Below are 25051 nucleotides of genomic sequence, written 5' to 3' on the forward strand. Positions count from 1 at the left end.
CCTTGAGAACGGCTTCAAGGGTCTTGGACGGACCGCCGATCGCCCCTCGCGAAGATGAGGGTCGAGGCCGCACATGGCCGACCAGGCCGAACCTCGGTCGCTCCCCCAAAACCCCAAGCTCGCCCGCGGCACCAGTCGCCAGTCGCCAGTCGCCAGTCGCCAGACGAAGCGTGCAGCATCTTGCCGCTCCAAGCGTTGCCTTCCTCGGCGCCGAGCGTGCTCGCCGAGGAGCCCGACCGATGAGATCCACCTTGCTCAAGCTGGCCGACGATCTGCAGGGCAGCTACTGGTTCTTGCCCTCGATCATGGTGCTGGCCGCCATCGCTCTGGCCGCCGGCATGATCTTCGCCGACACCCACGCCGTGTCAGGCTGGATGGACGGCTTGCCCTGGCTCTACGCTGCGCGTCCCAATGGCGCGCGACAGGTGTTGTCGGTGATCAGCAGTTCGATGATCACCGTGGCCGGGACGGTGTTTTCGGTGACCATCGCCGCGGTCGTTTACGCCTCGGGCCAGTATGGCCCCCGACTGCTCAGCAACTTCATGAGCGATCGAGGCAACCAGGTCACGCTGGGCACCTTCATCGCGACCTTCGTCTATTGTCTGCTGATCCTACGGACGATCCGCTCGGCCGACGAGGCGGGCGCCCAAGGCGGCTTCGTCCCCAACCTCGCCCTTCTGGTCGGCGTGGCCCTGGCGCTCTGCTCGATCGCTGTGCTGATCTTCTTCATTCATCACGTGCCGCGTCAGTTGCATATCAACCGGGTCGTCGAGGACGTGGGCGACCGCCTGCTCGCGGGCATCGGACGCCGCTATCCCGACTTCATCGGCGCCGCCGCTCCTGATCGAGCCGGCGACGACGAGCCGCCACCCATTCCCACCGCGTTCCGGCTGGACGCCAGCGCCGCAGACGCCGCCAACCGGGCCCTGATCGCCGCCCCGAGCACCGGCTACCTGCAGGTGGTGGAGGACGAGGCCTTGATGGCGTTCGCCCGTGAACACGACCTGGTGCTGCGGCTGCAGCATCAGCCGGGCGATTTCATCCAGGAAGGTCGCACGATCGTGGAGGCCTGGCCGCCGGAGCGCTACGATGAAGCCAGCGCCGCGTCGGTGACCAAAGCCTTCGCCGTCGGCTCCAGGCGCACGGCGCTGCAGGATCTGCGGTTTCTGATCGACGAACTCGTCGAGATCGCTGGCCGCGCCTTGTCGCCAGGCGTCAACGACCCGTTCACGGCCTTGACCTGCCTGGACTGGCTGGGGGCGGCCTGCTCTGATCTGGCGCGACGTCAATTGCCGTCCCCCCTCAGAATGGACGCCGATGGCGCGCTGCGGGTGATCACCCATCCCGTGACCTTCGAGACCTACATGGAGCGCGGCTTCGGAGCCCTGGCCCAATACTGCGCCGGGGACATGGTCGCCGCGCTCGGATTCATCCGGGCGCTCGGCGCGGTGTCGCTCGGCTGCGATGATCCCGGCCGGCTGAGACTCATCGGCGACCACGGCGAAAGGCTCGTGGATCTGGCGCGCCCCCGCCTGGCCGGGTTCAATCTCGAACAGGTGATCCTGCGGGCAGCCCAACTGCGGGCGGCCTTGGCCGAACCCGATTATAAGCGTCGCCTGCGCGACAGCGCGGCCTGGCTCGGGGGAATCGGCTAGCTTCCGCGAGAGTTACATCGCCTCACGATGTTTTTACGAGACAGGCCGCGCTTCGTGACCTATCCGGGGCGAGGCGTCTGGTCACCGGCATGGTCGGCGGCCTCTGGAAGCGGCCGAAGGCCTCCAAGCCCGCGGCCGGCCGGGACCGGCTCTGCCCCTCACCACCCTTGACGTTCAATGATCGAGTCATGAACCCATCAAAGAAGAGCACAGCCCTTTCCGCCGCCCTGATGGTCGTCCTGGCCGCCGCGCCGGTCCTTCCGCGCCAGGCCGCCGCGCAAATTCCGCCCGCCCAGCCCGCCGCCGCGCCCGGCAGTTTCGCCGATATCATCCAGCGCGTGGCCCCGGCGGTGGTGTCCATCGAAGCACGGCGGCCCGCGACGCCGCCGACCGACATCCCCCAAGGCTTCCCCGAACTTCCGTTTCCCTTCCGCTTTGGCGCCCCGGACGACGGGCGCAAGCTTCCCGACGCCAGGATCGCCGGCTCGGGGTTCTTCATCTCGGCCAGCGGCTATCTCGTCACCAACAATCACGTCATCGAGAACGCCACCAAGGTCAGCGTGCGCCTCAACGACGGGCGTGAGCTGGACGCGCGCGTCGTTGGCCGGGACGCCTTGACCGACCTGGCCGTGCTCAAGGTCGAGGGCGACGGCTTCGCTCATGTCAGTTTCGAGGCCTCCGCCCGCCCGCGCGTCGGCGACTGGGTCATCGCGGTGGGCAACCCCTTTGGCCTGGGCGGCACGGCCACCTCGGGCATCGTGTCGGCGGACGGTCGCGACATTGGCGCAGCCTATGTCGACTACCTTCAGATCGACGCGTCGATCAATCGCGGTAATTCTGGCGGCCCGACCTTCGACATCTGGGGCCGGGTGATCGGAGTCAATACCGCGATCTTCTCGCCCTCCGGCGGCTCGGTCGGCATTGGCTTCGCCATACCCGCTGACCTGGCCGACCGGATCACCAAGCAGTTGATCGCCTCGGGAAGCATCACGCGCGGCTTCATCGGCGCCACGATCCAGGATCTCACTCCCGACATCGCCGAAAGTCTCGGCGCGCAAGGCCGCAAGGGAGCGCTGGTCGCGGAGGTGACGCCCGGTGGGCCGGCCGACAAGGCCGGCGTCAAGGCGGGCGATGCGGTGTTGGCCCTGAACGGTCAGACCTTGGAGTCCAACGCCGATCTGACCCGTCGCGTGGGACAGGCCCGACCGGGCGAGCGCCTCCGCCTGGACGTGTTGCGTGGAGGCCGTACGCTTCAGCTGGATCTCGTGGCCGGCCTGCGCCCCTCCGAGACCACGCCGGGACAGCCGTCCGCCAAGAGCGAGGCGGTGCTGGGCCTTTCGGTTCGACCGCTCGACCCGGACGCCCGGCGTCGCCTGGGGCTGCAGGCCGATTTCGGCGGCCTGTTGATCGAGCGGGTCGCGCCCGGGAGCGACGCGGCCGACAGAGGCTTGCGGGCCGGCGACGTCATCACCCGCGCGTCGGGCCGCAACCTGTCGAGCCAGGCGGACTTGCGAGCCGCCGTCGATGAAGCGCGCCAGCATGGTCGTCAGGCGGTGCTCCTGCGGATTCTACGCGAGGGTCGGTCCCTCTTCGTCCCCGTCACGATCTCCCCCTAGACTCCGAGGCGCTCCTCCCCGCCGAGGCATACGGGCCGCTGGCGCGACGCCGAACGCAATGCCTCACGAAGCGATACTTGTTGAGCGGTTTTTGGGCGGCGGCGCGTCGGACTTCGCAAGGCCCGAGCGTCGCGGCCCAGCCTCGGGAGACATGATGCGCGCGATCACCGTCGCTCCCCGGCTCTCCCGGCACGGCGACCTCGCCAAACCGGCGGACGGCGCCGCCGCCCTGCCCGCCTATAGCGCCCGCCAGCCGACCAGTTCGACGTGCTGGCTCAAATACTCGGGTCGCATGGGCTCTTCCTGGGCCAGGGCGGTGGAGAGATAGCGGGCGTGATTGTCGCAAAGCACGGTCGCGACCCTGGCGTCGGGCCGGCCGCCCTCCAGAACCTTGATCGCGGCGATCAGGTCGGCGCCGCTTGAAATGCCCACGCCCAAACCCAGTTGCCGAGCGACCTTCTGAGCCATCAGGATGGCGTCGCCGTCATGCACGGCGATCACCGGCCCCAGTTCGTTGAGCTTGACGATGTCGGGAATGAACTCGTCGGAAACGCCCTGGATGCGGTGGGCCCCGACCTTGTGACCGGTGGAGAGGGTCGGCGACTCGGCCGGCTCGACCGGATGGACGCTGGCGGCCAGCCGCCGGTCGCGAAACAGCCGCGCGAACCCCATCACCGTTCCGCCGGTCCCCACGCCGGCGACGAAAGCGTCGGGCTCAAGGCCTTCGGCGGCCATCTGGGTCAGCAACTCCTCGGCCGTGCCATGATAGTGCGCCCGCCAGTTGTCATCGTTGGCGAACTGGCGCGACAGGAACGCGCCCCTGGCGCTGGCGTAGGCCTCGGCCATGCGCACAGATCCGATGAAGCCGCCCTCGGCCTTCGACACCAGGCGCACGGTCGCGCCATGGCTTGTCAGCAGGGCGCGGCGCTCCAGGCTGATCCAGTCGGGCATGAAGATGGTCACCGGGTGACCGAGCGCCTGGCCGAGCGCGGCCAGGGCGATGCCGGCGTTGCCGCTGGTGGCCTCGAACGATCTCCTGCCCCGGCGCCAGCTCGCGACGCTCGTAGGCCGCGCCAATGATGCTGCAGGCCATCCGGTCCTTGATGCTGCCGGTGAGGTTATAGAGCTCAGCCTTGGCGAAGACCGTCGCGGGTCGGCCCCGCCACAGCAGGTCGATCGCCAGTAGCGGCGTGCGCCCGACAAGACCCGACATGGCCGAAAGCGCGGCGATCGCCTGGTCGCAACCCCTTGCGGGCGCGTTCGGCGCCTTGGCGAAACGCCGCGTGTCGGCCGCGCCGATCGAACTGGCAAGCATGACAAGACCTTTGTTGTTGTCGTAGCGGAACGGCCCGCCTGAAAGCGTCAGGCTTGACCGGCCAGGCCGCGCCAAACCGGTACGGTCCGCCGCCCGCTACGGCCGCGACCCGAGCGCCCTGGCCTGGGCGCCGACGGCGCCAAATCAGCTTGGTGGGCAACGCTCATGCCAAGACCCTCGATCAAGGCCGCAGAACCTGCCTAGCGCCGCGCCAAATGTCTTCCCAAAATTTCCCAGGAAATGACCGAAGCGCGATAGTTTTATCCCACGCGATCGACGCCAATAAGAACGAGACTTGAGGTATCGGTCGCAGCTCAAACGCCTGGCGGAACACAGCCAGACAGATTCCCACCTACGACCGACAAGCCCGAACAAAAACCCATACAGATCGGGAATATTGGAATTTTGTCCACCAGATGGAGTTTCTAGCGATCCAGTTTGGGATGACACCACAGCCGCCTCTATGAAACAGTTCAGTGACGAACAAGGTTCGCAGAGGCGTCAGCAAGACCGCAGGCCACGCCTCCGCGCCGAACAACAGATAAAGACAACTCTGAGATTAGTAAGACAATAGGTCGCGTGACTGGGGGCGTTACAAGGTGTCGCAATCTGCTTTAGGGGCTCAGCTGGCGTCCGACTATATTTCTACGAGGACCGAGCTCGACACTTTGCTCATCAAGAGCCCCGCCGATTACTTTTGGCGCTATGTGCCGGAATTGAAGAGCTATCTGTCCAAACGGCTCGACAGAGGCGAGATCGACGACGTCGTGCAGGACGTGATGCTGAAGCTTCATACCCGCGACGCCCGCTGGGACATCCGCTTTCCCAAGCGCTACTTCTACCAGGTGGTCCGCTCGACCCTGGTGGATCTCTACCGGCGCAACCGTTCGCGCTGCGTCCATCACCATTGCGAGCTGTCGCCCGAAACCCATCCTCGCGACGACCTTTCGCCGATCCGCATCCTGCAGGCGCGCGAGGAGGTGCGGGCGGCCCGGGCGGCCCTGGCGCTCCTGCCTCAGAGGACGCGCGAAATCTTCCTGGCCGTGCGCCTGGAGGGCCAGAGCCTCAAGCAGGTGGCCGCAAGCCACGGCATCTCCACCAGCGCCGTCGAAAAGCACATCACCCGGGCGCTCAACACACTGTCGGTCCAGCTCCACGACCGCGATGATCCGATCACGGATGGCTGGGGCGCGGGCGCCCGGGGGCGTCGCCTGGCCATGAGCGCGGCCCCAGCCCTAAGCTGATCGCCGCGCTGGACCACGCCCCCAAGGGCTAGGCGCGAAGCCGCCCCAGGAACGCGCGGGTCCGCGCCTCGCGCGGATCGGCGAAGAAGCTGGCGGGCGGGCCGGACTCGATGATCCGTCCCTCATCCACGAAGATCACCCGATCAGCGACATCGCGGGCGAACTGCATCTCGTGGGTGACGACCATCATGGTCATGCCGGACTCGGCCAGGCCGCACATCACATCCAGCACCTCGCCGACCATTTCCGGATCCAGCGCCGAGGTCGGCTCGTCGAACAGCATGACCTTGGGCGCCATGGCCAGAGCCCGGGCGATCGCCGCGCGCTGCTGCTGGCCTCCCGACAGCTGGATCGGAAACTTCCGTGCATGATCGGCAATGCGCACACGCTCGAGCAGGGCCATCGCCTGGGTCTCGGCCTCGGCGCGCGCCAGGCCCGCCACGCGGATCGGCGCCAAGGTGCAGTTGTCCAGGATGCTCAGATGCGGAAAGAGGTTGAAGGCCTGAAACACCATGCCCGTCGCGCGGCGCGCGGCCGCCCCGGCCTGGCCGCGGGCGTCCAGGTCGTGGCCGTCGACCCGGATCGTCCCGCCCTGGTGAGGCTCCAGGCCATTGACCGTGCGGATCAGAGTCGATTTTCCCGAGCCGGATGGTCCCAGCACCACGATGCGCTCGCCTGACCGCACCGACAGGTCCACGCCGCGCAACACGTGCTGGTCGCCGTACCATTTCTGCAGGTCGGCGATCTCGATCATGGGCTGGCTCATGAGGGGGCTCCTTGGGCGCGCGCGGCCCGCCTTTCCAAGGCCGCCGACCAACGCGAGAGGCCGAAGCAGAGCAGCCAGAAGGTCAGGCCGACGAAGATGTAGGCCTCCGGCTCCAGCCCCTGCCAGGCGTAGTCGCTGACGGCGTTTCGCAGGACGCCGGTGATGTCGAGCACGCCGATCACATAGATCAGGCTGGTGTCCTTGAGCAGGCCGATGAAACTGTTGACCAGGGCCGGCGTCGCTGTGCGAAGCGCCTGGGGCAGCACGACAAAGACCAGGACCTGCCAGCTCTTCAGGCCAAGGGCGCGCGCGGCCTCGCGTTGCCCCTGGGGCACGGCCATCAGCCCGCCCCGCACGGCTTCGGCCATGTAGGCGGCCTCGAAAAAGGTGATGGCGACGATCGCGCGGGTCAGCTTGTCGAGGCTCCACTGGGGCGGAATGAGCAGCGGGACGAGCACGGCGGCGGCGAACAGCACCACGATCAGGGGCGCGGCTCGCACCGCCTCGACATAGGCGCTGGCCAGGATGCGGATGACTGGCAAGGTGCTGCGTCGGGCTAGGCCCAGGAGGATGCCGATCGGCAGGGCGAAGATGGCGCTGACCGCGCCCACGATCAGGTTCAGCGCCAAGCCGCCCCAATAGGCGCTGGGCACACTGGGCAGAATGCCGGCTCCGCCCATCAAGGCCAGGCAAGCCAGCGCGCCGATGGGCGCGGTGAGCATGGTCAGCCCCGCCCGGCGCCGCCAGGCCAGGGGAGCCAGGCCCACGGCCAGCATCGCCACAGCCAGGCCCACACGCCAGCCATGACCGGCCGGATAGAAGCCCAGAAGGATCTGCGGCGCGCGGGCGGTGATCATCGCCCAGCAGGCGCCGGCGGTACCGCAGGCGGCCCGGCTTTGCCCGACCCAGGTCGCATCCCAGAAGAGCCATCGCAGCGCCGGCGCGGCGAGAACAAGCGCCGCCAGGGCCACGGCGAGCCCCACCGCCCAGGCGGTCCATGACCGGCGCGCGCGCGTCGGGAGGCTCGGAAAGGCACAGGCGCTCATCGCACCGCCCATCGCGCCTGACGCGCGGCCCACAGATTGATCAGCCCGCTCAGCGACAGGCTCAGGACCAGATAGAAGCCCAGGATCATGCTTAGAGTCTCGACCGCCTGGCCGGTCTGGTTGAGGACGGTGCCGCCGAACAACGCCACCAGATCCGGATAACCGACGACGATCGCCAGCGAGGCGTTCTTGGCCAGGTTCAGATATTGGCTGGCCAGGGGCGGAGCGGCCACGCGCAAGGCCTGGGGCAAGGTCACCCAGCGCAGAGCCTGGATCGGCGACAGGCCCAGCGCCTGGGCGGCCTCGACCTGGCCGGCGTCCACCGCCGCCAGCCCGCCGCGGACGACCTCGGCGATGTAGCCGCCGCTATAGAGCGACAGCGCCGCGACCAGGGCCAGCAGCGGCGGGGAAAGGACGCTACCGCCGACGAAACCAAAGCCCTGCGGGCGCGGAAGATTTCAGGCCCGATACCGAGAGCACCAGCCCAAGTCCGCAAAATCCGAGCCAGCTGATGCTCAGCGCCATGGCGACGCGGCGCGTGGGCGCGGCGCGCCAGATCCCGACCAGCGCGGCCAGGGCCAGGCCGGCGCCGGCCAAGGCCGTCCCAGAACCCCAGCGCCACTCGATACGCGGCAGATAGAGCCCACGATTGCTGACAAAGCCCAGGCCGCCAAGCTCGATGGCCTCGCGCGGCGGCGGAGCCATGGCCAGGAGGCTGTAGAGCACCAGCAGCAGGATCGGCAGCGGCATGTTGCGAGTCAGCTCGACATAGGCCCGCGCCAGGCCGCGCATCCATGGCGCGCGAGCCCGCAAGGCCACGCCGAATCCGACGCCCAGGGCGGTGGCGAACAGGCCGGCCAGGGCGGTCACCCTCAAGGTGTTGACCATGCCGACGGCGAAGACCCGCGCATTGCTGGCGCGCGGCGAATAGGGGATGGCGGACTCGGCGATGTCGAACCCGGCGGCCCGGTTCAGGAAGTCGAAGCCCGAGGCCAGGCCGCTGGCGCGCAGGTTGGCCGCGCCGGTGCGCGCGGCCATGACCAGGACGAGGCCAAGGCCGACCAGAGCCAGGGCTTGCCAGGCCCAACCCGCCAGGCGCGCAGGGGTCATGAGAGAAACGGGCGGTCGGCTCATCGCATCGGCGGTGCGTAGATCAGGCCAGCCGGCTGGGCGCTCCAAAGGCCGTTGAGGCCGCGTTCGATCTTCAAGGGCGTGGCCGCGCCAAGATTACGATCGAAGACCTCGCCGTAATTGCCGACCTGCTTGATCAGTTGGTAGGCGAAGTCGTCGGACAGGCCGATCATCGCCCCATAGCCGGGCTCGGCGCCGAGCAGGCGGCGGATCTCGGGATTGTCGGCATGCTGTCGCTGAGCGTCAACATTGGCCGAGGTCACGCCCAGTTCCTCGGCCAGGATCATGGCGTTGAGCGTCCAGCGCACGACATTGCCCCAGCCGTCGTCGCCCTGGCGGACGACCGGCCCCAGCGGCTCCTTGGAGATCACCTCGGGCAGGATCAGATGGTCGTCGGGCTTGGCCAGGGTGGCGCGGGCGGCGGCCAGGTTGGAGAGGTCGGCGGTGTAGACGTCGCACTGCTCGCGACCGTAGGCGGCGCGGGCCTTGTCTTCGGTGTCGAAGACCACCGGCTCGTAGGTGAGCTTGTGGGCGCGGAAATAGTCGGTGAGGTTCAGCTCGCTGGTCGAGCCGGTCTGGATGCAGACACGCGCGCCGTTGAGCTGGGCCGCGTGCGTCACCCCCAGCGCCCGGCGCACCATGAAGGCCTGGCCGTCGTAGTAGTTGACGCCGGCGAAGTCGAACTTGGCGTCGCGCGAGAAGGTCGCCGAGGTGTTGCGCCACAGGACGTCCGCCTCCCCGGCCTGCAGCACCGTCAGGCGCTCGGTTCGAGGAGGTCGGCACGAAGCGCGCGGCGTCGACGCGGCCGAAGATGGCCGCGGCCGTCGCCCGGCAGAAGTCGGTGTCGAAGCCTCGCCAGCGGCCGGTGTTGTCGGCATAGGCGAAGCCGATCAGGCCTTGCTGGACGCCGCAGACCAGATAGCCGCGAGCCCGGACGGCGGCCAGGGTTCGCCCCTGCCCGGCCCCGGCCGCGCCGAGGACCGCCGGCGCGCCCTCGACCCCGACCGCCTTGGGCGGCGGGCCATCGACGGCGCTGCCGGGATCGCCGCAGGCGGTGAGCAGGCTCAAGGCCGCGCAGACGGCGAAAGCTCTAGCGCGACGCGCCATCGCCGGTCTCGTAGCGGTCGCGCAGGTCGAGGGCGCGCGAGCGCAGGGGCTGGACGATCCCATCGATATAGATCGCGGTGGGCAGGGTGCGCGGCTCCAGAGGATCGCCGTCCCAGACGACCAGGTCGGCCACGCGGCCCGGCTGGAGCGAGCCCAGCTGATCGGCCAGGCCGAAGATCCGCGCCGGAGCCACGGTGATGGCCTCCAGGGCCGCGCCGTACGGGAGACCCTGCGCGACCGCCGAGCCGGCCTCGTAGCGCAGTTCGCGCACGCGGTGGGCCGGATCGGGGCTGACGATGGCGATCTCGACGCCCGCCGCGCGCAGCCGCGCGGCGTTCTCAAGGCTGGCCCCGACGATCTCGAAGTTGCGCGGCAGGTCGGCGGTGGCGTTGAGGATCACCGGGACCTTGGCGGCGGCGATGTCGGCGGCGACGCGCCAGCCTTCCTCGGCGCCGTTCAGGATGACGCGAAGACGCTGCTCGCGCGCGAAGGCCAGGACCTGCCGAATGTCGGACGCGCGATGGACCGTCACCAGCAAAGGCTCGCGTCCCTCGACCACGGGGATCAGGGCTTCGAGATCCTCCCGCGAAAGAGCCAGAGCTCGGGTCTCGCCGCGGTCATAGGCGGCGCGGTTTTGCTTGTAGAAGCGCACCTCGTCGAGCCGCGCGCGCAGCAGGCCGATTTCGGCGCCGCGCGAGCCGCCAGCCCCGTTCTCGCCGAACGACATCGCCACCGCCAGCCGCGGCTTGAAAAGGAGGTCTCCCGCCAGGCGGATGGCGAAGGCCTGACCGGCGAACAGGGATCCGCCGCCGTCATCGCCGCCGCCGCCCTCGCCGTCCCCGCCCGGGGCGGGCACGACGATCGCCCGGGTCACTCCGCCCAGGCGGGCGATCGGGACCAGGGTCGTTTCCGGGTTGAGGCCGTATTGCGGCTCGAAGGCCGCGCCGAGTTCGGACGAGGCGCTCTTGGCGTCGTCCGTGCCCTTGACCGAATTGACCTCGCGCACGCCCAGCACGGTGTTGGCGGCGAAGAGACCTGGCGTGACCACCGCGCCCTTGGCGTCGATGACGGTCGCCCCGGCAGGCGGGGTCAGGTCGGCGCCCACCGCGACGATCTTGCCGTCACGGATGATGACCGCGCCATCGGCGATCTCGCCGGCCGGCCCCATGGTCAGCAGGCGGGCGTGGACGATGGCGGTGGCCGGTCCGGCCAGGGCCGGCGCGGCGATCGCCGAGGCGGCCATAAGCCCGGCCAGGAAGGTGCTGAAGGGCTTCATTGGGTGAGATCTCCGCGGTTCTGGCCCAGCTCGAAATCGGAGGGGCGCCGCGGCGCCTTGCGGTCGAACTGAAGGACGCCGTCGATGAACACCTGGTCGGCGACGGCGTAGATGCTCAAGGGATCGGCGCTCCACAGGACGATGTCCGCCATCTTGCCCGGCTCCAGAGAGCCGGTGCGGTCGGCCACGCCCATGATCTTGGCCGAGTTGAGCGTAATCCACTGGATGGCTTCGGCGTCGGGAATGTCGATGCCGGCGCGGCGGCCCGCCGCCTGGGCCACGGCGGCCTCGCGGTTGAGGCGCTGGATGATGTTGGGATCGTCCGAATGCAGGGAGACGCACACCCCGGCCTTGGTCAGCAGGGCCGCGTTCTCCTCGATGCCGTCATAGGCCTCCATCTTGAAGCCCCAGCGGCCCGACCAGACGGCCGCGCAGATGTGCTCGCGGGCCAGCAAGGGCGCGATCTTGTAGGCCTCGACCGCGTGGTGGAAGGCGGTGATGTGGTAGCCGAACTCGTGCGAGACATCGATCAGATTGGCCATCTCGTCGGCGCGGTAGCAGTGGTTCTGCACCAGCAGATCGCCGTCCAGGGCGCCCGAAAGGGTCTCCAGGGTCAGGTCGCGCTTGGGCGGGTCCCCCCCCTCCCCCTTCGCGGCCTTCTTGTCGTAGGCGCTCCAGCGCTTGCCGTAGTCGGCCGCCTCGATCCAGCCGCGGCGATAGCCGGCGACATTGCCCATACGGGTGGCGGGGGTGCGGCCGCGCGCGCCATAGCGGCCCTTGGGGTTTTCGCCGCAGGCCATCTTCAGGCCGTACGGCGCGCCGGGAAACTTCATGCCCTGGACGGTGACGGCCGGAACATTCTTGAGGGCGACCGAGCGGCCCCCAAACAGGTTGGCCGAGCCGGGCAGGATCAGCAGGCTCGTCACCCCGCCGGCCCGCGCGCGTTCGAAGCCGGCGTCCTGGGGCCAGACGCTATGTTCCGCCCAGACGTAGCCGGTGTTGGGATCGATATTCTCGTTGACGTCGATCTGGCCGGTGACGGCCGGCGCGGGAAAGACGCCGAGGTGAGAGTGCGCGTCGATCAGGCCCGGCGTGACCCAGCGCCCCTTCGCGTCGATCACCTTGGCCCCGGGCGGCGGGGCCGCGCTTTGGCCGACCGCAACGATCTTGCCCGCGTCGAACACCACCATGCCGCCGAGGATCTTCTGCCCGGTCCCGGTGTAGATATTGGCGTTGACGATCGCCACCAGACCCGAAGCCGGAGGGGCGTAGGTGCTGGGATAGGGATCGCGGGCCGGGACAAGCCCCTTGGGCGGCGGGGCGGCCGGACGCGGGGCAGCGGCGGGGGCTTGCGGCTTGGGCGCAGCGGCGCAGGCCGTCAGCAGCAGGACCGCAGAAGCGGCGAGCCAGGGCGCGCGGCGACGCGCCTGGACGTCCCGGACGGGTCTGGATTGTTGCAACACGAGGGTCTCCTGAACCTGTCCGGCTCCAACCGGGCCGGCGGCCAACGCGGGAAAAAGCGGTCCCCGCCGGGCGCTTCTGGGCAGAAAGCGCCCGGCGGGTCGGTGCGGTCATGCGCTCCGCACGCCCCCTGGGGAGAAAGCGTCCTGTCCGGAGCGCGCCCGACGAGCCTGAGGGCCCGCCGAGGCGTCATGATCCGCCTCGAACCTAGAAGGACTTGCTGAGGCTGAAGTACCAGTAGCGGGCGTAGGGTTGGTACACCGCGCCCAGATAGCCGTAGGTCCCCGACGACAGCGGCGGGTTCTCGTCGGTGATGTTGTTGACCCCGAGCCGCAGCTTGGCGCCGTCGAACCGGCCGGTGGCGACCGTCCACTGGCCATAGAGGTTGCCGGTGACCTGCGACTCCACCTGCCAGGGCGTGCCGTCGGTGGCCAACAGGCTCGTATCGTCCATCGACGAGATGTATTTGGTGAAGGCCCCGACGGTCAGTTGCTCGTAGCGCCAGGTCAGCGAGGCCGAGACCTTGGTCTTGGGCGTGCCGTTCTGGCGGAGCAGATCGCCGCCGCCGGTGATCGAGGTCCCTGCGTTGATCTTGCCGGCCTGACGGGCGGCGAGCAGTTCGGCGATCTCGGCCGAAGGCTGGCGGTAGAACTTGTTGAAGTGGGCGACATTGATGTCGGCGTCGAAATCCCCGAACCGCGTTCCGTGCAGACGCCAGTTCAGGCTGACGTCCAGGCCCCGAACATCCTGCGGGTTGAGGTTCTGGTACTGGTCCTTGACGTAGGTGACCTGTCCGACGGCGGCGAGGCCCGTGCCGTTGGTGCGGGCGATATCGTCGGCGGTCGGCGCCAGGCGGATCACGTTGGGGTTGCTCGATCCCTGGACCCGCAGCAGGTAGTCGAGGATCAGGGCGTTGCCCTCGCCGAACACCCCGATGATGCCGTTCTGCTTGGTGTCCCAGACATCGACGGTCAGGGTGAAGCGGCCCAGCTCCGACGGAATGAACTTCGGCTGCAGCACGAGACCGATCGACTGGCTTTCGGAGGTTTCGGCCTTCAGATCGGGATTGCCGGCGCGTTGGGCGGTGGCGACGATCGAGGCCGAGCAGGCGCTGAAGGTGCTGATCCGGCCGGCCCGCAGGTCGGCTTCGCAGAAGATGTAGTCGGTGCGGGTGTTGCCGCGGGTGACGATCGCGGAATTGACCTGCAGCAGGTTCGGCGCGCGGAAGCCCTTGGAGTAGGAGCCGCGGACGCGGACGCCGTCGACCAGGTCCCAGGCCAGGGCCACCTTCGGCTTGGCCACGTCGCCAAAGTCGCTGTAGTGCTCGTAGCGGCCAGCCAGCTGCATCTCGACATTGCGCACCAGCGGCACGTTCATGTCGGGCGAGATGATCGGCACGGCCAGTTCGGCATAGGCCGAGGCGACCTTGCGCGACCCTTTGGAGTCGGGGGTCGGGCTGACGCCGAAGAGGTCGGACGTCTGGACTTCGCCGGTCACCGCATCCGTGAACTTGATGGAGCCGTCGACGCGGGCGTCGCGGTTGTCGCTGATCGTCTCGCGGCGCAGTTCGACACCGGCCGCCAGGCCAAGGTCGCCGGCCGGCAGAGCGATCAGATCGGCCTTGGAGACCTTGAAGTCCCACTGGGCCAGGGTCGAGCGACCCTTCAGGTAGGTCTTGACGCGGATGGCGTCGAGCGCGGCCTTGCTGCTGGGAGTAGTGTCGGCGCCGGTCGGGTTGCTGACGCTACCGCCGTTGAAGGGGTTGTAGGCGTCGGGAGTCGACAGGGCCAACTGCTTTTGCAGGGCCGTGGAGCTGACGCCGTCCTGGACGTCGGTTACGCCAGCCTCGGTGTAGAGCAGCGCGCTGTCCCAGCGGAAGCCATAGGCATCGCCCTTCAGCCCGCCCAGGACGCGGACCTGCTTGCCCTTGACGTCGACATTGGTCGGACCCAGGTCGCCAAACCGGTAGTTGGTCAGGGTCACCGCGCGGCCGGAGGTGGGAATATTCAGGTTGGCCAGGCGATTGGGATTGACCGTGCCGTCGGCGAAGGTGGTCGGGCCGAAGGGGTTCCAATAGTTGGAGGTCGGGACCGTGATCTTGGTCGAGCCGATGGTGAAGACCGAGTCCTGAACGCTGTGGGTCTTGGAGAAGTAGTAGCCCAGCTCACCATAGGCGGTGACGTTGTCGGTCAGCTCATAGCGCCAGGTCGAGAACAGGTTCGTCCGGCGCAGCTTGGGCATGACCGACAGGCCATAGGTCGCCTGACCGTCCGAGCGGGTGTCGCGCGCGGCCCCCGAGGTGGCGCGCGTGCCCGTGCCGATGCAGATGCCGTTGGCCAGGACCGAGGCGCAGGAGCCGTCGGCGGTGGGCTGGATATGGAAGACGCCGGCGGCGGTCGTCAGATTGGTCGTGCCTTGGCGGACCGCGCCGGTCTGGCCGACCACGGTCAGATCGGCCCAGGGGCTGAGGGTGCTGCGACGATCCAGGGTGTTGGAGCCGGCGAAGCTGGTGTCCGCGAAAAGCGGGCGCTTGTCACCGCTGGCGGTGTAGTCGAGGTCGGTCGACTTCAGGGCGCTACGATAGGCGTATTCGCCCGACAGTGTGATGTTGCCGCGGCCTTCCTTGAAATTGTGGCCGATGGCGAAGTTGAGATTGAAGTCGCGCAGCCCCGTGCCCTCGGCGCCGCCATAGCGCACGCTGACGGTTCCGCCGTCCAGATCGTCGCGAAGGACCGTGTTGAGCACCCCGGCCACCGCGTCCGCGCCATAGAGGGCCGACGGCCCCGTCGCGCAGCACCTCAAGACGCTGGATGCCCGACACCGGCAGGGTGTTGGAATTGGTGGTCAGGACGGGGCGAGGTTGGAGTCGGCCTGGGTGCCCGGCCAAGTGGCGACGCGCCGGCCATTGAGCAGGACCAGGGTGTTGCCCACGCCCAGGTCGCGCAGGTTGATCGAACCGACGTCGCCGCGCGCGAAGTTGCTGCTGGTGGCGCCGTTGGTGCTGTTGAACGTGACATTGCCCATCTGCGGCACAGAGCGCAGCAGGTCATCGCCCGAGACCGCGCCGGTGGTGGCGATCTGGGCGGCGTCAACCACCGTGACCGGCACGGCGGCGGTGACCTTGGAGCCGGCGATCTGGCTGCCGACGACGATCACTTCCTCGACCGTGGCCGAGTTCCTGCTCGGCGGGCGGCGTGGCTTGGGTCTGAGCGTGGGCCGCGGCCGCGCCCAGAAAGGCGGCCGCGCTGGCCATCAGAATCGTCCGCATACGGCGGGTTGTGTGCTGGTTCATCTTGACCCCCTCTGGTCCTTGGCTTCGCCGCCGGCAGGCTTGCGCCGTTCTCGATCGACAGGCTCTGAGACGTAAGCCGCCGCCGCTGCCCCACCTGGATCGGGCGATTAAATCGCCCTCACGGATGTTGCCTGGAGGCTGGGCGCCCATCGCCCGAGAACCGGGCGCCGGCCGGCTCACAACCCCCACTAATCTGATAGGATTTTATGGGCGCGGCAGTTTTTGGCGGGACGGCGCCAGGGAAACTGAGCCCATGGCGACTTGACCTGACCCTGCGCTCGCGCTGGCCTGGTCGTGGCCGCGCGTCAGTAGAAGCTGACGTTGTCGATCTCGATCCAGAGCTTCTCGCCGCCCTTGCGCGCGCCCATGAACTCAACCTCGGTCAGGTTGGTCCCAGTCCACCCGTCCGCGCCGCGCGCGACCTTGAGGGCCGAGAACGGTATCTCGACAACACGCCAGTCCGCCCCGGCCTCGAACGGCGCGGACCAGCGCCCGGAGACGGTGGTGACGCCCAGCGCGTAGACACCGTCGCCGCGCGCCTCGAAGCGCACGCCCTTGAAGGCGTTGGCGTCGACCGGCTGGATGGAGCCCCGGGTCAGGGGGATGATCACCCCGGCGTTGGGCTTGGCCTTCATCGCCATGCGCGCAGCGATCGACAGTGCGCGTCCTTGCGAGCCTCGCGAGATAACCTGGCTGATTTCGACGGAGCGATCCATGCCGCCGTCGGGATCGTCGGTGCGCAAGGTGTCCAGGCTCGAGCGGCCATCGGCGCGCTCGAAGTCGTCGATCAGGGCCTTGGCCGGGATGGCTGGCATGCTGGTGGCGGCGTTGGCGCTCATCGGCGGAGCGCCTGGGCCAAAGACGAGCTTGCCGTCGATCAGGACGCGGTCGGTCTTGCGCACGTCGGCGATGTTCGTCCAGGGCTCGCCCTTGATCAGCACCAGATCGGCGCGCTTGCCCGGCTCGATGGTGCCGCGATCAGCCTGCAGGTTCATCAGCTTGGCGCTGGCGGCGGTGCCGGCGACGAGGGCTTGGCTGGGGGTAAGGCCCGCACGAACCAGGAGTTCCATTTCGTGCAGGGTGGCTTGGCCGTGCGGAGCGCCAGGCATGCCCGCGTCCGTGCCCAGGCCAAGGCTCACTCCCGCGTCGTGGAGGCGCTTGGCGTTGGCTAGGGCGTAGTCAAACTTGCGAAAGCTCTGGCGGTTCTTCGGGTCGGCCGGATCGCGCGCCGGTCCGCCGGGCTTGACCGGCTCATAAACCGCCAGGGTCGGAGTGTCGGCCGTGCCGCCGGCCTTGATCGCCGCCAGCGCCTCGTCGTCCAGCAAGCGATCCTGCAGGCTGTGGGTGATGACGTCGACGCCCGCGCGCCCCGCTACCGCCCCGCGCTCGACGGTCACGGTGTGGGTGAAGACCTTCAGATTGGCCTTATGGGCTTCTTCGACCAGCGCGCTCAGCGTCCAGCCGTCCATGCTGGTGTTGTCGGGCGAGGCGCCATAGCGCCAGCCGTCGGTGAAGGCCTTGATCAGGTCGGGCTTGTAAGGCGCCAGGGACTGAATCGCGGCCCGGGCCGCCTCGGGGGTGTTGACCCATTTGGTGGTGGCCGTATCGGCCCAGTCGGCGCCGTGACCGCCAGGGGTGCTGACGCGCGCGGCGAAATTGACGTGCGGCGCGACCAGGGTCGAGAGCCACTGGCGGCGGGGCGCGAACGACTCCGGCGCGGCGTTGAAGTCATTGACCGTGGTCACCCCGGCCGAGACGTAAGCCGTGGCGATCTGCGGGGTGGTCGCTGGAACGCCGCCACCGGTCCAATGGGTGTGGAGATCGAAGAAGCCCGGCAGCAGGGCCTCGCCCTTGGCGTCGATCACACGGGCCCCGCGCGGAACCTTGACGGTCGGCCCGACCTCGGCGATGCGCCCATCGCGGATGATGACCGTGGCCTTGCGGGGCAAGGCGCCCGTCGCGTCGAAGACCGTCGCCCCGACGATGGCGATCGCCGCCGCGGGCCGCTCAGCCGCCTGGGCCGCCTGCAAGGCCAGAACCGAGGCCGAAACCGCGGCCGCCACCCGCCACGCCCGGCCATAGTGTTTGTTCGCCATCGCTCTGTGCTCGCTGCTCGTTCAACCGGCGCCCCGGCGCTAGTTCTCTAAGACGCAGCCCGCTGTCGCCGCCCCATCGGAAAACTCAAGGTCGGACAACTTTTTTTGAGGGCGACGTCGAGCCCCCCTCAAACGACAAGTCCGTCAGAGCGCGATCGGCACCGAGGTGGTGAACTTCATTTCCTCCATGGCGAAGGCCGAGCTGATATCGAGCAGACGCACGGCCTTAATCAGGCGCCGGTAGACGCCGTCATAGGCGGCGATGTCCTTGACGCGAAGCTTGAGCAGATAGTCGACCTCGCCGCTCATCCGATAGAACTCCACCACTTCGGGAATGGTGCGCACCGCGCCGGCGAAGGCGGCCAGCCACTCGTCGCTGTGTTCGGCGGCGCGGACGGTGACGAAGACCACCATCGCCGAGCCGAGCTTGACGGGATCGACCAGCGCCACCCGTTTGAGGATATAGCCTTCGTCCTCGAGCCGCTTGAGGCGCCGCCAGCAGGCGTTCTGGGAGAGGGAGACCGCCTCGGCCAGTTCGTTGACGGTCAGCGAGGCGTCTTCCTGGACGATCTCCAGAATGCGCCGGTCGATGCGGTCCAATCCGCCGTCCGTGGCCAAATCAAATTCTCCCAATCCGCCGCCGCTCAACCAAACCATCTTGCAACTTTGATGACAAAGTCCAGGACTTTGACCACCAAATCTCACAGACGGCGGGATATCGCACACGCGGCACGCAGCCCTTGAGCGCGGACCGACGCCGGTCAAGGCCTAGGCGTGGATGGCCGGCAGGGTAAGGATCAAGCGCAGTCCGCCGAGCGGCGCGGCGTCCAGGGCGACATGTCCTCCATAGAGACCCACAAGGTCGCGGACGATCGACAGACCCAGGCCGTGCCCCGCGATGTGCTCGTCGAGCCGTTCCCCCAGGCCGAAGACGTGCTCATAGCTCTCGGGCGGCAAGCCGGGACCATCATCGTCGACGATGATCTCGGCGCTGTCGCCGTGGCGACGCACGGAGACGTCCACGCGCGTTCTGGCCCACTTGCCGGCGTTGTCGAGCACGTTGCCGAGAATCTCTCCAAGGTCCTGAGCGTCGACGGCGACACGCGCTTCGGCGTCATAGCCGACGCTGAACGCAACATCCCTTCGTCCGTGCAGGCGCGACATGGCCGCCATGACCGGTTCCAGGGTGGTCCGAATGTCGGCGGCCAGCCCGGGTGATCGCTTGAGCGCCGCGGCCCGCGCGCGTGCGATCTGATAATCGATCTGGCGTCGCATCCGCTCGCACTGCAGTTCGATGACATCGGCGGCCTCCCGCTGACCGGCGGCGGCCAGGCGTTCGGCCTCGTCCGTCAAAATGGCCAGCGGCGTCTTGAGCGCGTGGGCCAGATTGCCCGCCTGGGTGCGCGCGCGGCGCAGCATTTCCAGATTGCCTTCCAGCAGCGCGTTGAGATCCTTCGCCAGCGGGCGCACTTCGCTGGGAAGGTCCTCGGGCAGGCGGCTGGCCTGGCCCATTCGGACCGCCGACAGCGCGTGCCGCATGCGGGTGAGTGGACGCAGGCCAAACCAAACCTGCAGCATCGCCGCGACGATCAGGCCAGACGCGACGATCGCCAACGACAGGAAGAGGGTCCAGTTGAAACGTCCCAAGACCTCGTCGAGAAGACGCTGATCAACGCCAATGCCCAAGCGTAACGGAGGCCCGTGCGCCGCGGCGACCGAACGTTCAACCAAACGCAGGCGCCCGAGGGTCCGGCGACAAAGACATGTCGTTCGACGCCGGTGTCCGGTGGCGGTCCCGTCAAAGGCAAGGTGCGCCCAGCCAGCGATGGCGACGCAATCGCCTGACCACCCGGAGCCTCGACCCGCCAGTAGAAGCCAGAGTCCTTGGGCAGAAACCGAGGGTCGCTCAGCCGGCGGTGCAGGAAGAGCTTGCCGTCGGGCGCGACCCCGACCAGGACCGCCAGTTCGGCGGCGTGGCCGTGCAGTTCGTCGTCGAACTGCTGAGTCACATGCGCCTTGAAGAGCTCGGAGAGCAGGAAGCCGCTGACGGTAAGACCCGCGATGATCCAGAGGGCGGCGCCAACGATCAGACGGGTTCGAAAACTGGTCCAGAGCCGGCGCATCAGGAGAACTTGTATCCCAGACCGCGAATGGTTCGGATCGCATCCTTGCCAAGCTTCTTGCGCAAACGCGCAACATAGACCTCGATCGTATTCGACTCCCGCGTCTCGTCCAGACTGTAGACGTGATCGATCAGTTCGCCTTGCGACACGACGCGGCCGGCGCGGTGCATCAGATAGGCCAGGACCTTCAGCTCGCGGGCGGTCAGCTCGACGGCCTGGTCGCCCCGCTGGACGGTTCCCGCCTCGGGATCCAGCACGATGTCACCGCGTCGCATCACCGGCGACGAGCGCCCCGCCGAGCGCCGCGTCAAGGCTCGAAGACGCGCGACGACCTCGGCGTTCTGGAACGGCTTGCCCAGATAGTCGTCGGCGCCGGCGTTGAGCCCGTTGACGCGGTCGGTCCAGGCGTCACGGGCCGTCAGCACCAGCACCGGCATGTCGCGGCCTTCGCAGCGCCATTGTTTTAACACTTCCAGGCCCGACAGGCGCGGCAAGCCAAGATCCAGCACCACCGCATCGAAGTCGTTGGTCTGGCCCAAGAGCAAGCCGGTCTCGCCATCGCCGGCGTGCTCGACGACGAAGCTCGCCTGCGCCAACGCCGCGGCGAGGCGGCGGGCGATTTCGGGATCATCCTCGACGAGCAGGACGCGAATGGCGCGACTCCCTTGGCTTGCGACGCTCAATAGCATCGGCAGCTGAAACGAACCTGACTAGGCGCTGTCAGGTTCGTTTCAGCTTCGCTTCAGGCGGGCTTCAGACTGACGGAGCATCAGGGGCCGGTTCAAGCCTCCCGAGGAACCGATGCCCCCCGCCCGCCCCATGCTCGCCGCCGCGCTCGCCCTCGCCTTCTCGACCACGCCGGCGCTCGCCGCGGCCCCCCTGACCTTGAGCGTGGCGCAGGAAAAGGCCATGGGCATTGTCCTGGCCACCGCCAAGCCGGCGTCGGGCGCACCCTTGGCCGCCCTGCCCGGCGCGGTCACCCCGCCGTTGAACGACCGCCGCGTGGTGGCCGCGCCGTTCGCCGGCACGGTGGTGCGAGTCCACGTGCTCGAGGGCCAATCCGTCAAGGCGGGCGCGGCGCTGGCGACCCTGTTCAGCCGCGACGCGCTGTCGGTGTCCTCCGAACTCGTCCAGAGCCAAGCCGAACTTCGGGCCGCCGAGGCGGCCGCACGTCGGCTCCAGCAGCTCGCGAGCGAAGGCGTGATCGCCGGCGCTCGCGCCGAGGAAGCCCAGGCCCGCCTCGCCCAGGCCCGAGCCATGGTCAATGAGCGTCGCCGTCTTTTATCCGGCGCCGGCACGGCCGGCGGCGAATACGTCCTACGCGCGCCCGCCGCCGGACGCGTGGCCGCCATCACCGCCCAGCCCGGCGGCGGCCTGGAGGCCATGGCCCCCGCCGTGACGCTGGACCGCGCCGACCGCCTTTGGGTCGAGGCGCGGGTCTCGCCCGAGATCGCCCGCAAGCTGAAGGTCGGCTATCCTGTGCGGGTCGGCGACACCGCCGGTCGCATCGTCGCCCTGGGCGCCAGCATCGACCCGAGGACCCGGTCCCTGCCCTTACGGGCGGAGCTGGCTTCGACCGCTAGCCTGAGGCCCGGCCAGACCGTCAGCATCACGCTCTTGAGTTCCGCGCCGGCCGGCGCTCAGGCCATTCCGCGCAGCGCGCTGGTGCGAGACAGCGCCGGCGCGCGCGTCTTCGTCAAGACCGGCGGCGGCTATGAAGCGCGATCGGTCGGGGTGGTGGGCGCGGCGGGCGCCGAAGCGGTCGTCACTGGACTTCCAAACGGCGCGCGCGTCGCGGCTTCGGGCGCGTCGCAGTTGAAGTCGGCGCTGGGGCGGTAGGATGCGTAAACTCATCGCCTTCGCGCTCTCGCAGCGCCTGCTGGCCGCGATACTGGCGATCGCCCTGGTCGGCCTGGGGATCAACGCATTCCTGAAATTGCCCGTCGACGCCTTTCCCGACATCTCGCCCACCCAGGTCAAGATCATCCTGAAGGCGCCGGGCATGACGCCCGAGGAGGTCGAGAGCCAGGTCATCACGCCGCTAGAGATGGAGCTGCTGGGCATCCCCAAGCAGGCCATGCTGCGGTCGACGGCCAAGTACGCCATCGCCGACCTAACGATCGACTTCGCACCCGGCACGGACGTCTACTGGGCCCGCCAGCAGACGGCCGAACGCCTGTCCAACGCCATGGGCGCCCTGCCCGCTGGCGTCAGTGGCGGCCTATCGCCGATTTCCACGCCCCTGTCCGACATCTTCATGTTCACCCTGGAAGGCGAAGGGCTGACGCTCGAACAGAAGCGGACCCTGCTGGACTGGACCATTCGTCCGGCCCTGCGCGGCCTGCCCGGTGTCGCTGACGTCAATGTGCTGGGCGGTCGCGCCAGGACCTTCGAGGTCTCGCCCGATCCCGCCGCCCTGGCCGCCTCCGGTCTGACCGCCCAGGCGATCGTCGACGCGATCCCCGCCTCCAACCGCAACGATGGTTCTGGACGGCTTGGCGAGGGCGAGGAAGCCCTCGTCGTACGCGTAGCCGGCGCGATCACCAGTCTCGATGATCTGCGCGACACGGCCGTGCCATTGCCGGGCGGCGGGACGGTGCGGCTTGGCGATCTGGCCGAGGTCAGCGAAGGGGCCCTGACCCGCTATGGCGCCGTCACCCAGGACGGCCGGGGCGAGGCAGCCGAGGCCATCGTCATCGCCCTGCGCGGCGCAGACGCCAAGGCCGTGGTCAAGGCGGTCGAGGCGCGCCTGGCGGAAATCCAGCCTTCACTGCCGCACGGCGTGAAGATCCATCCGTTTTACAATCGCTCCGACCTGATCGAACGCGCAACCGGAACGGTCAACGAGGCCCTGGTCGAGGCCACCGTCCTGGTGGTGATCCTTCTGCTCCTGTTCCTCGGCGACCTGCGGGCCGCGACGGTCGTGGCGGTGACCCTGCCGCTGGCGGCGCTGACCACTTTCCTGCTGATGCGGACCTTCGGCCTTTCGGCCAATCTGATGAGCCTGGGCGGCCTGGCCATCGCTATCGGCATGCTGGTCGACGCCGCCGTCGTCGTGGTCGAGAACACCGTAGAGCGGCTCGACAATCCCAGCCTCACCGGCTCGCGACGTCTGCATGTGATCTACGAGGCCGTCGCCGAGGTCGCCGCGCCGGTCACCTCGGGCGTGCTGATCATCTGCTTGGTCTTCCTGCCGTTGCTCAGTCTCCAGGGCCTGGAGGGCAAGCTGTTCGCGCCGGTGGCCCTGACGATCGTCTTCGCCCTGGGCTCGTCGCTCCTGCTGTCGTTCACGGTGATTCCGGTCCTGGCCTCGCTGCTCTTGAAGGCCCACCCGCACAAAGAGTCCTGGATCATGCGCAGGATCGGTCCGTTCTACGAACGGCAGCTGGCCCGCGCCCTCGCCCGCCCAAAGCCCGTCTTCGCGGCGGCGGGCGGCGGCATGGTCCTGGCGGCGATCGCCTATGTCCTGATCGGCAAGAGCTTCATGCCGACCATGGATGAGGGCGCGATCCTGATGCAGCTGGCCAAGCTGCCCTCGATCAACCTCGAGACCAGCGCCAGGCAGGACATGGCCGTGCAGCGCGCGATCCTTGCGAAGACGCCTGAAGTGAAGCGGATCGTCGCCCGTGTCGGCTCCGACGAGCTGGGCCTCGACCCGATGGGCCTGAACGAGACCGACAGCTTCCTTGTCCTGGCCGATCGCAAGGAGTGGCGCAAGAAGGACAAGGCTTGGCTGATCGAGGAGATCCGCAAGGTCGCCGCCCAGTTCCCGGGGGTGGAGGCCACCTTCACCCAGCCGATCGAGATGCGGGTCTCGGAAATGCTCACTGGCAGCCGCGGCGACCTGGCCGTCAAGGTCTTCGGACCAGACCTTCAGACGCTGGGCGATCTGGCTGGCCGGATCGAGGAAACGCTGAAGAAGACCCGGGGGGCTTCCGATGTCTACTCCGTCGCCGGCGACAGCGTGACCTATCTGCAGCTCGACATCGACCGCGCCGCGGCCGTGCGGGCCGGCCTGTCGGCCCAGGCGTTGCAACAAGAACTCCGCGCTCAGCTGGAGGGCGCGCCGGCCGGCGTGGTGTTCGAGCCTGGCAAGCGTACGCCGATCCTGGTGCGCGGCCCGCAAGCGCTGCGGGAAGATCCGGTGCTCTTCGAACAGGCCCAGATCGCCACGCCTGACGGCGGCGTGCTGCGGGCCGGCGACGTCGCCCGCATCGCCCGTCGCCAGGGGCCGGTGAAGATCGATCGCGAGAACGCTTCGCGCTTCGCCGTCATCCAGGCCTATGTCCAAGGCCGCGACCTGGTCGGTTTCGTCAAGGAAGCCCAGGCCAATGTCGCCCGCGACGTGCCCCTGCCGCCGGGCTATCGCATCGCCTGGGGCGGTCAGTTCGAAAACCAGAAGCGCGCGGCCGCCCGTCTCGGCGTCGTGGTGCCCATGGCGCTGGGCCTGATCTTCCTGGTCCTGTTCATCAGCCTGAAGTCCACGCGGCAGTCGCTGTTGATCCTGGCCAACATCCCCTTCGCGATGATCGGCGGTATCGTAGCCCTGTGGGTCTCCGGCGAATATCTGTCGGTGCCTGCCTCGGTGGGCCTGATCGCCCTGCTCGGCATCGCGGTTCTCAATGGCCTGGTGCTGGTCTCGCACTTCAACGAGCTGGTCCAGCGGGGGCGCGACGTCGCCACCGCCGTCACCGAGGGCGCCCGCCGACGCCTGCGCCCGGTGTTGATGACCGCCAGCATCACCGCGCTGGGCCTCGCGCCGCTGCTCACCGCCACCGGCCCCGGCTCGGAAATCCAGCGACCGCTCGCCATCGTCGTGGTCGGCGGTCTCATCACCTCGACCCTGCTGACCCTGATCCTGCTGCCCATCCTCTATCGCCGGTTCGGCGTCGAGCGCGGGGCCGCGGTGCTGGAGGCCTGACC

21 protein-coding genes are annotated in these 25051 nt (G+C 68.4%); 6 read left to right on the plus strand and 15 right to left on the minus strand.

All coding sequences use genetic code 11. The features are described from left to right. The first annotated feature begins 239 nt into the window (after nt 1-239). Nucleotides 240-1655, plus strand: coding sequence for a DUF2254 domain-containing protein (locus ACHMW8_RS21405; RefSeq protein ID WP_395443723.1), 1416 nt, complete (start codon nt 240-242; stop codon nt 1653-1655). 188 nt (nt 1656-1843) lie between these two features. Continuing rightward, nucleotides 1844-3271: a Do family serine endopeptidase gene (locus ACHMW8_RS21410; RefSeq protein ID WP_395443724.1), complete on the plus strand. Its 1428-nt coding sequence runs from the start codon at nt 1844-1846 to the stop codon at nt 3269-3271. 237 nt (nt 3272-3508) lie between these two features. Here ACHMW8_RS21410 and ACHMW8_RS21415 read toward each other — a convergent pair whose 3' ends face one another. Continuing rightward, entirely contained in the window at nt 3509-4348 is an 840-nt protein-coding gene (locus tag ACHMW8_RS21415; protein ID WP_395443725.1) for a PLP-dependent cysteine synthase family protein, read from the minus strand. A gap of 56 nt (nt 4349-4404) precedes the next feature. Between ACHMW8_RS21415 and ACHMW8_RS21420 the strand changes: the two genes are divergently transcribed. After that, nucleotides 4405-4611 carry a hypothetical protein gene (locus ACHMW8_RS21420; RefSeq protein ID WP_395443726.1) on the plus strand — a complete coding sequence of 69 codons (207 nt, stop codon included), beginning with the start codon at nt 4405-4407 and terminating at the stop codon, nt 4609-4611. A gap of 643 nt (nt 4612-5254) precedes the next feature. Continuing rightward, nucleotides 5255-5830 (plus strand): RNA polymerase sigma factor, encoded by a 576-nt coding sequence (locus ACHMW8_RS21425; protein ID WP_395443727.1) that lies wholly within the window; start codon nt 5255-5257, stop codon nt 5828-5830. A 28-nt stretch (nt 5831-5858) separates the two neighbouring features. Here ACHMW8_RS21425 and ACHMW8_RS21430 read toward each other — a convergent pair whose 3' ends face one another. The 14 genes from ACHMW8_RS21430 to ACHMW8_RS21495 form a co-directional block, all read right to left on the minus strand. After that, on the minus strand, nt 5859-6584 hold the full coding sequence (locus ACHMW8_RS21430; RefSeq protein WP_395446022.1) for an amino acid ABC transporter ATP-binding protein: 726 nt from the start codon (nt 6582-6584) through the stop codon (nt 5859-5861). 8 nt (nt 6585-6592) lie between these two features. After that, the gene (locus tag ACHMW8_RS21435; RefSeq protein ID WP_395443728.1) at nt 6593-7579 is read right to left on the minus strand and encodes an amino acid ABC transporter permease; all 987 of its coding nucleotides are present in this window, start codon (nt 7577-7579) and stop codon (nt 6593-6595) included. 59 nt (nt 7580-7638) lie between these two features. Next, nucleotides 7639-8043 carry an ABC transporter permease subunit gene (locus ACHMW8_RS21440; RefSeq protein WP_395446023.1) on the minus strand — a complete coding sequence of 135 codons (405 nt, stop codon included), beginning with the start codon at nt 8041-8043 and terminating at the stop codon, nt 7639-7641. Nucleotides 8044-8059: 16 nt separating this feature from the next. Next, nucleotides 8060-8752, minus strand: coding sequence for an ABC transporter permease subunit (locus ACHMW8_RS21445; protein ID WP_395443729.1), 693 nt, complete (start codon nt 8750-8752; stop codon nt 8060-8062). A 20-nt stretch (nt 8753-8772) separates the two neighbouring features. Beyond that, the gene (locus ACHMW8_RS21450; protein ID WP_395443730.1) at nt 8773-9525 is read right to left on the minus strand and encodes an amino acid ABC transporter substrate-binding protein; all 753 of its coding nucleotides are present in this window, start codon (nt 9523-9525) and stop codon (nt 8773-8775) included. Between the two features lie 338 nt (nt 9526-9863). Next, nucleotides 9864-11156, minus strand: a complete 1293-nt coding sequence (locus ACHMW8_RS21455) for an amidohydrolase family protein (RefSeq protein WP_395443731.1) — start codon at nt 11154-11156, stop codon at nt 9864-9866. After that, entirely contained in the window at nt 11153-12619 is a 1467-nt protein-coding gene (locus ACHMW8_RS21460; RefSeq protein WP_395443732.1) for an amidohydrolase, read from the minus strand. The genes ACHMW8_RS21455 and ACHMW8_RS21460 overlap by 4 nt, the downstream gene beginning before the upstream one ends. 205 nt (nt 12620-12824) lie before the next feature. Continuing rightward, a complete protein-coding gene (locus ACHMW8_RS21465; protein WP_395443733.1) occupies nt 12825-15371 on the minus strand; it encodes a TonB-dependent receptor domain-containing protein in 2547 nt (848 codons plus the stop codon). Nucleotides 15372-15461: 90 nt separating this feature from the next. Beyond that, nucleotides 15462-15773 carry a TonB-dependent receptor plug domain-containing protein gene (locus tag ACHMW8_RS21470; protein WP_395443734.1) on the minus strand — a complete coding sequence of 104 codons (312 nt, stop codon included), beginning with the start codon at nt 15771-15773 and terminating at the stop codon, nt 15462-15464. A gap of 441 nt (nt 15774-16214) precedes the next feature. Further along, nucleotides 16215-18005, minus strand: coding sequence for an amidohydrolase family protein (locus tag ACHMW8_RS21475; protein WP_395443735.1), 1791 nt, complete (start codon nt 18003-18005; stop codon nt 16215-16217). Between the two features lie 144 nt (nt 18006-18149). Next, nucleotides 18150-18623, minus strand: a complete 474-nt coding sequence (locus ACHMW8_RS21480) for an Lrp/AsnC family transcriptional regulator (RefSeq protein WP_395443736.1) — start codon at nt 18621-18623, stop codon at nt 18150-18152. Between the two features lie 150 nt (nt 18624-18773). Beyond that, the gene (locus ACHMW8_RS21485; RefSeq protein WP_395443737.1) at nt 18774-19652 is read right to left on the minus strand and encodes an ATP-binding protein; all 879 of its coding nucleotides are present in this window, start codon (nt 19650-19652) and stop codon (nt 18774-18776) included. Next, nucleotides 19595-20128 carry a hypothetical protein gene (locus ACHMW8_RS21490; RefSeq protein ID WP_395443738.1) on the minus strand — a complete coding sequence of 178 codons (534 nt, stop codon included), beginning with the start codon at nt 20126-20128 and terminating at the stop codon, nt 19595-19597. Before ACHMW8_RS21490 ends, ACHMW8_RS21485 begins: the two co-directional genes overlap by 58 nt. Beyond that, nucleotides 20128-20781, minus strand: coding sequence for a response regulator transcription factor (locus tag ACHMW8_RS21495; RefSeq protein WP_125158292.1), 654 nt, complete (start codon nt 20779-20781; stop codon nt 20128-20130). Before ACHMW8_RS21495 ends, ACHMW8_RS21490 begins: the two co-directional genes overlap by 1 nt. Nucleotides 20782-20929: 148 nt before the next feature. Here ACHMW8_RS21495 and ACHMW8_RS21500 point away from each other — a divergent pair, with 148 nt between their 5' ends. Then, nucleotides 20930-21967 (plus strand): efflux RND transporter periplasmic adaptor subunit, encoded by a 1038-nt coding sequence (locus ACHMW8_RS21500; RefSeq protein ID WP_395443739.1) that lies wholly within the window; start codon nt 20930-20932, stop codon nt 21965-21967. Nucleotide 21968: 1 nt separating this feature from the next. Continuing rightward, nucleotides 21969-25049, plus strand: coding sequence for an efflux RND transporter permease subunit (locus ACHMW8_RS21505; RefSeq protein ID WP_395443740.1), 3081 nt, complete (start codon nt 21969-21971; stop codon nt 25047-25049). Nucleotides 25050-25051 lie beyond the last annotated feature (2 nt).

The sequence above is a fragment of the Caulobacter sp. UC70_42 genome, from assembly GCF_044056025.1.
GTDB lineage: Bacteria > Pseudomonadota > Alphaproteobacteria > Caulobacterales > Caulobacteraceae > Caulobacter.

What these genes read in the sequence shown, in the direction of transcription:
- ACHMW8_RS21405 (WP_395443723.1), top strand. Translation starts at nt 240, where the DNA reads ATGAGATCCACCTTGCTCAAGCTGGCCGACGATCTGCAGGGCAGCTAC.
- ACHMW8_RS21410 (WP_395443724.1), top strand. Translation starts at nt 1,844, where the DNA reads ATGAACCCATCAAAGAAGAGCACAGCCCTTTCCGCCGCCCTGATGGTC.
- ACHMW8_RS21430 (WP_395446022.1), bottom strand. Translation starts at nt 6,584, where the DNA reads ATGATCGAGATCGCCGACCTGCAGAAATGGTACGGCGACCAGCACGTG.
- ACHMW8_RS21445 (WP_395443729.1), bottom strand. Translation starts at nt 8,752, where the DNA reads ATGACCCCTGCGCGCCTGGCGGGTTGGGCCTGGCAAGCCCTGGCTCTG.
- ACHMW8_RS21455 (WP_395443731.1), bottom strand. Translation starts at nt 11,156, where the DNA reads ATGAAGCCCTTCAGCACCTTCCTGGCCGGGCTTATGGCCGCCTCGGCG.
- ACHMW8_RS21475 (WP_395443735.1), bottom strand. Translation starts at nt 18,005, where the DNA reads ATGGCGAACAAACACTATGGCCGGGCGTGGCGGGTGGCGGCCGCGGTT.
- ACHMW8_RS21490 (WP_395443738.1), bottom strand. Translation starts at nt 20,128, where the DNA reads ATGCGCCGGCTCTGGACCAGTTTTCGAACCCGTCTGATCGTTGGCGCC.
- ACHMW8_RS21500 (WP_395443739.1), top strand. Translation starts at nt 20,930, where the DNA reads ATGCCCCCCGCCCGCCCCATGCTCGCCGCCGCGCTCGCCCTCGCCTTC.
- ACHMW8_RS21505 (WP_395443740.1), top strand. Translation starts at nt 21,969, where the DNA reads ATGCGTAAACTCATCGCCTTCGCGCTCTCGCAGCGCCTGCTGGCCGCG.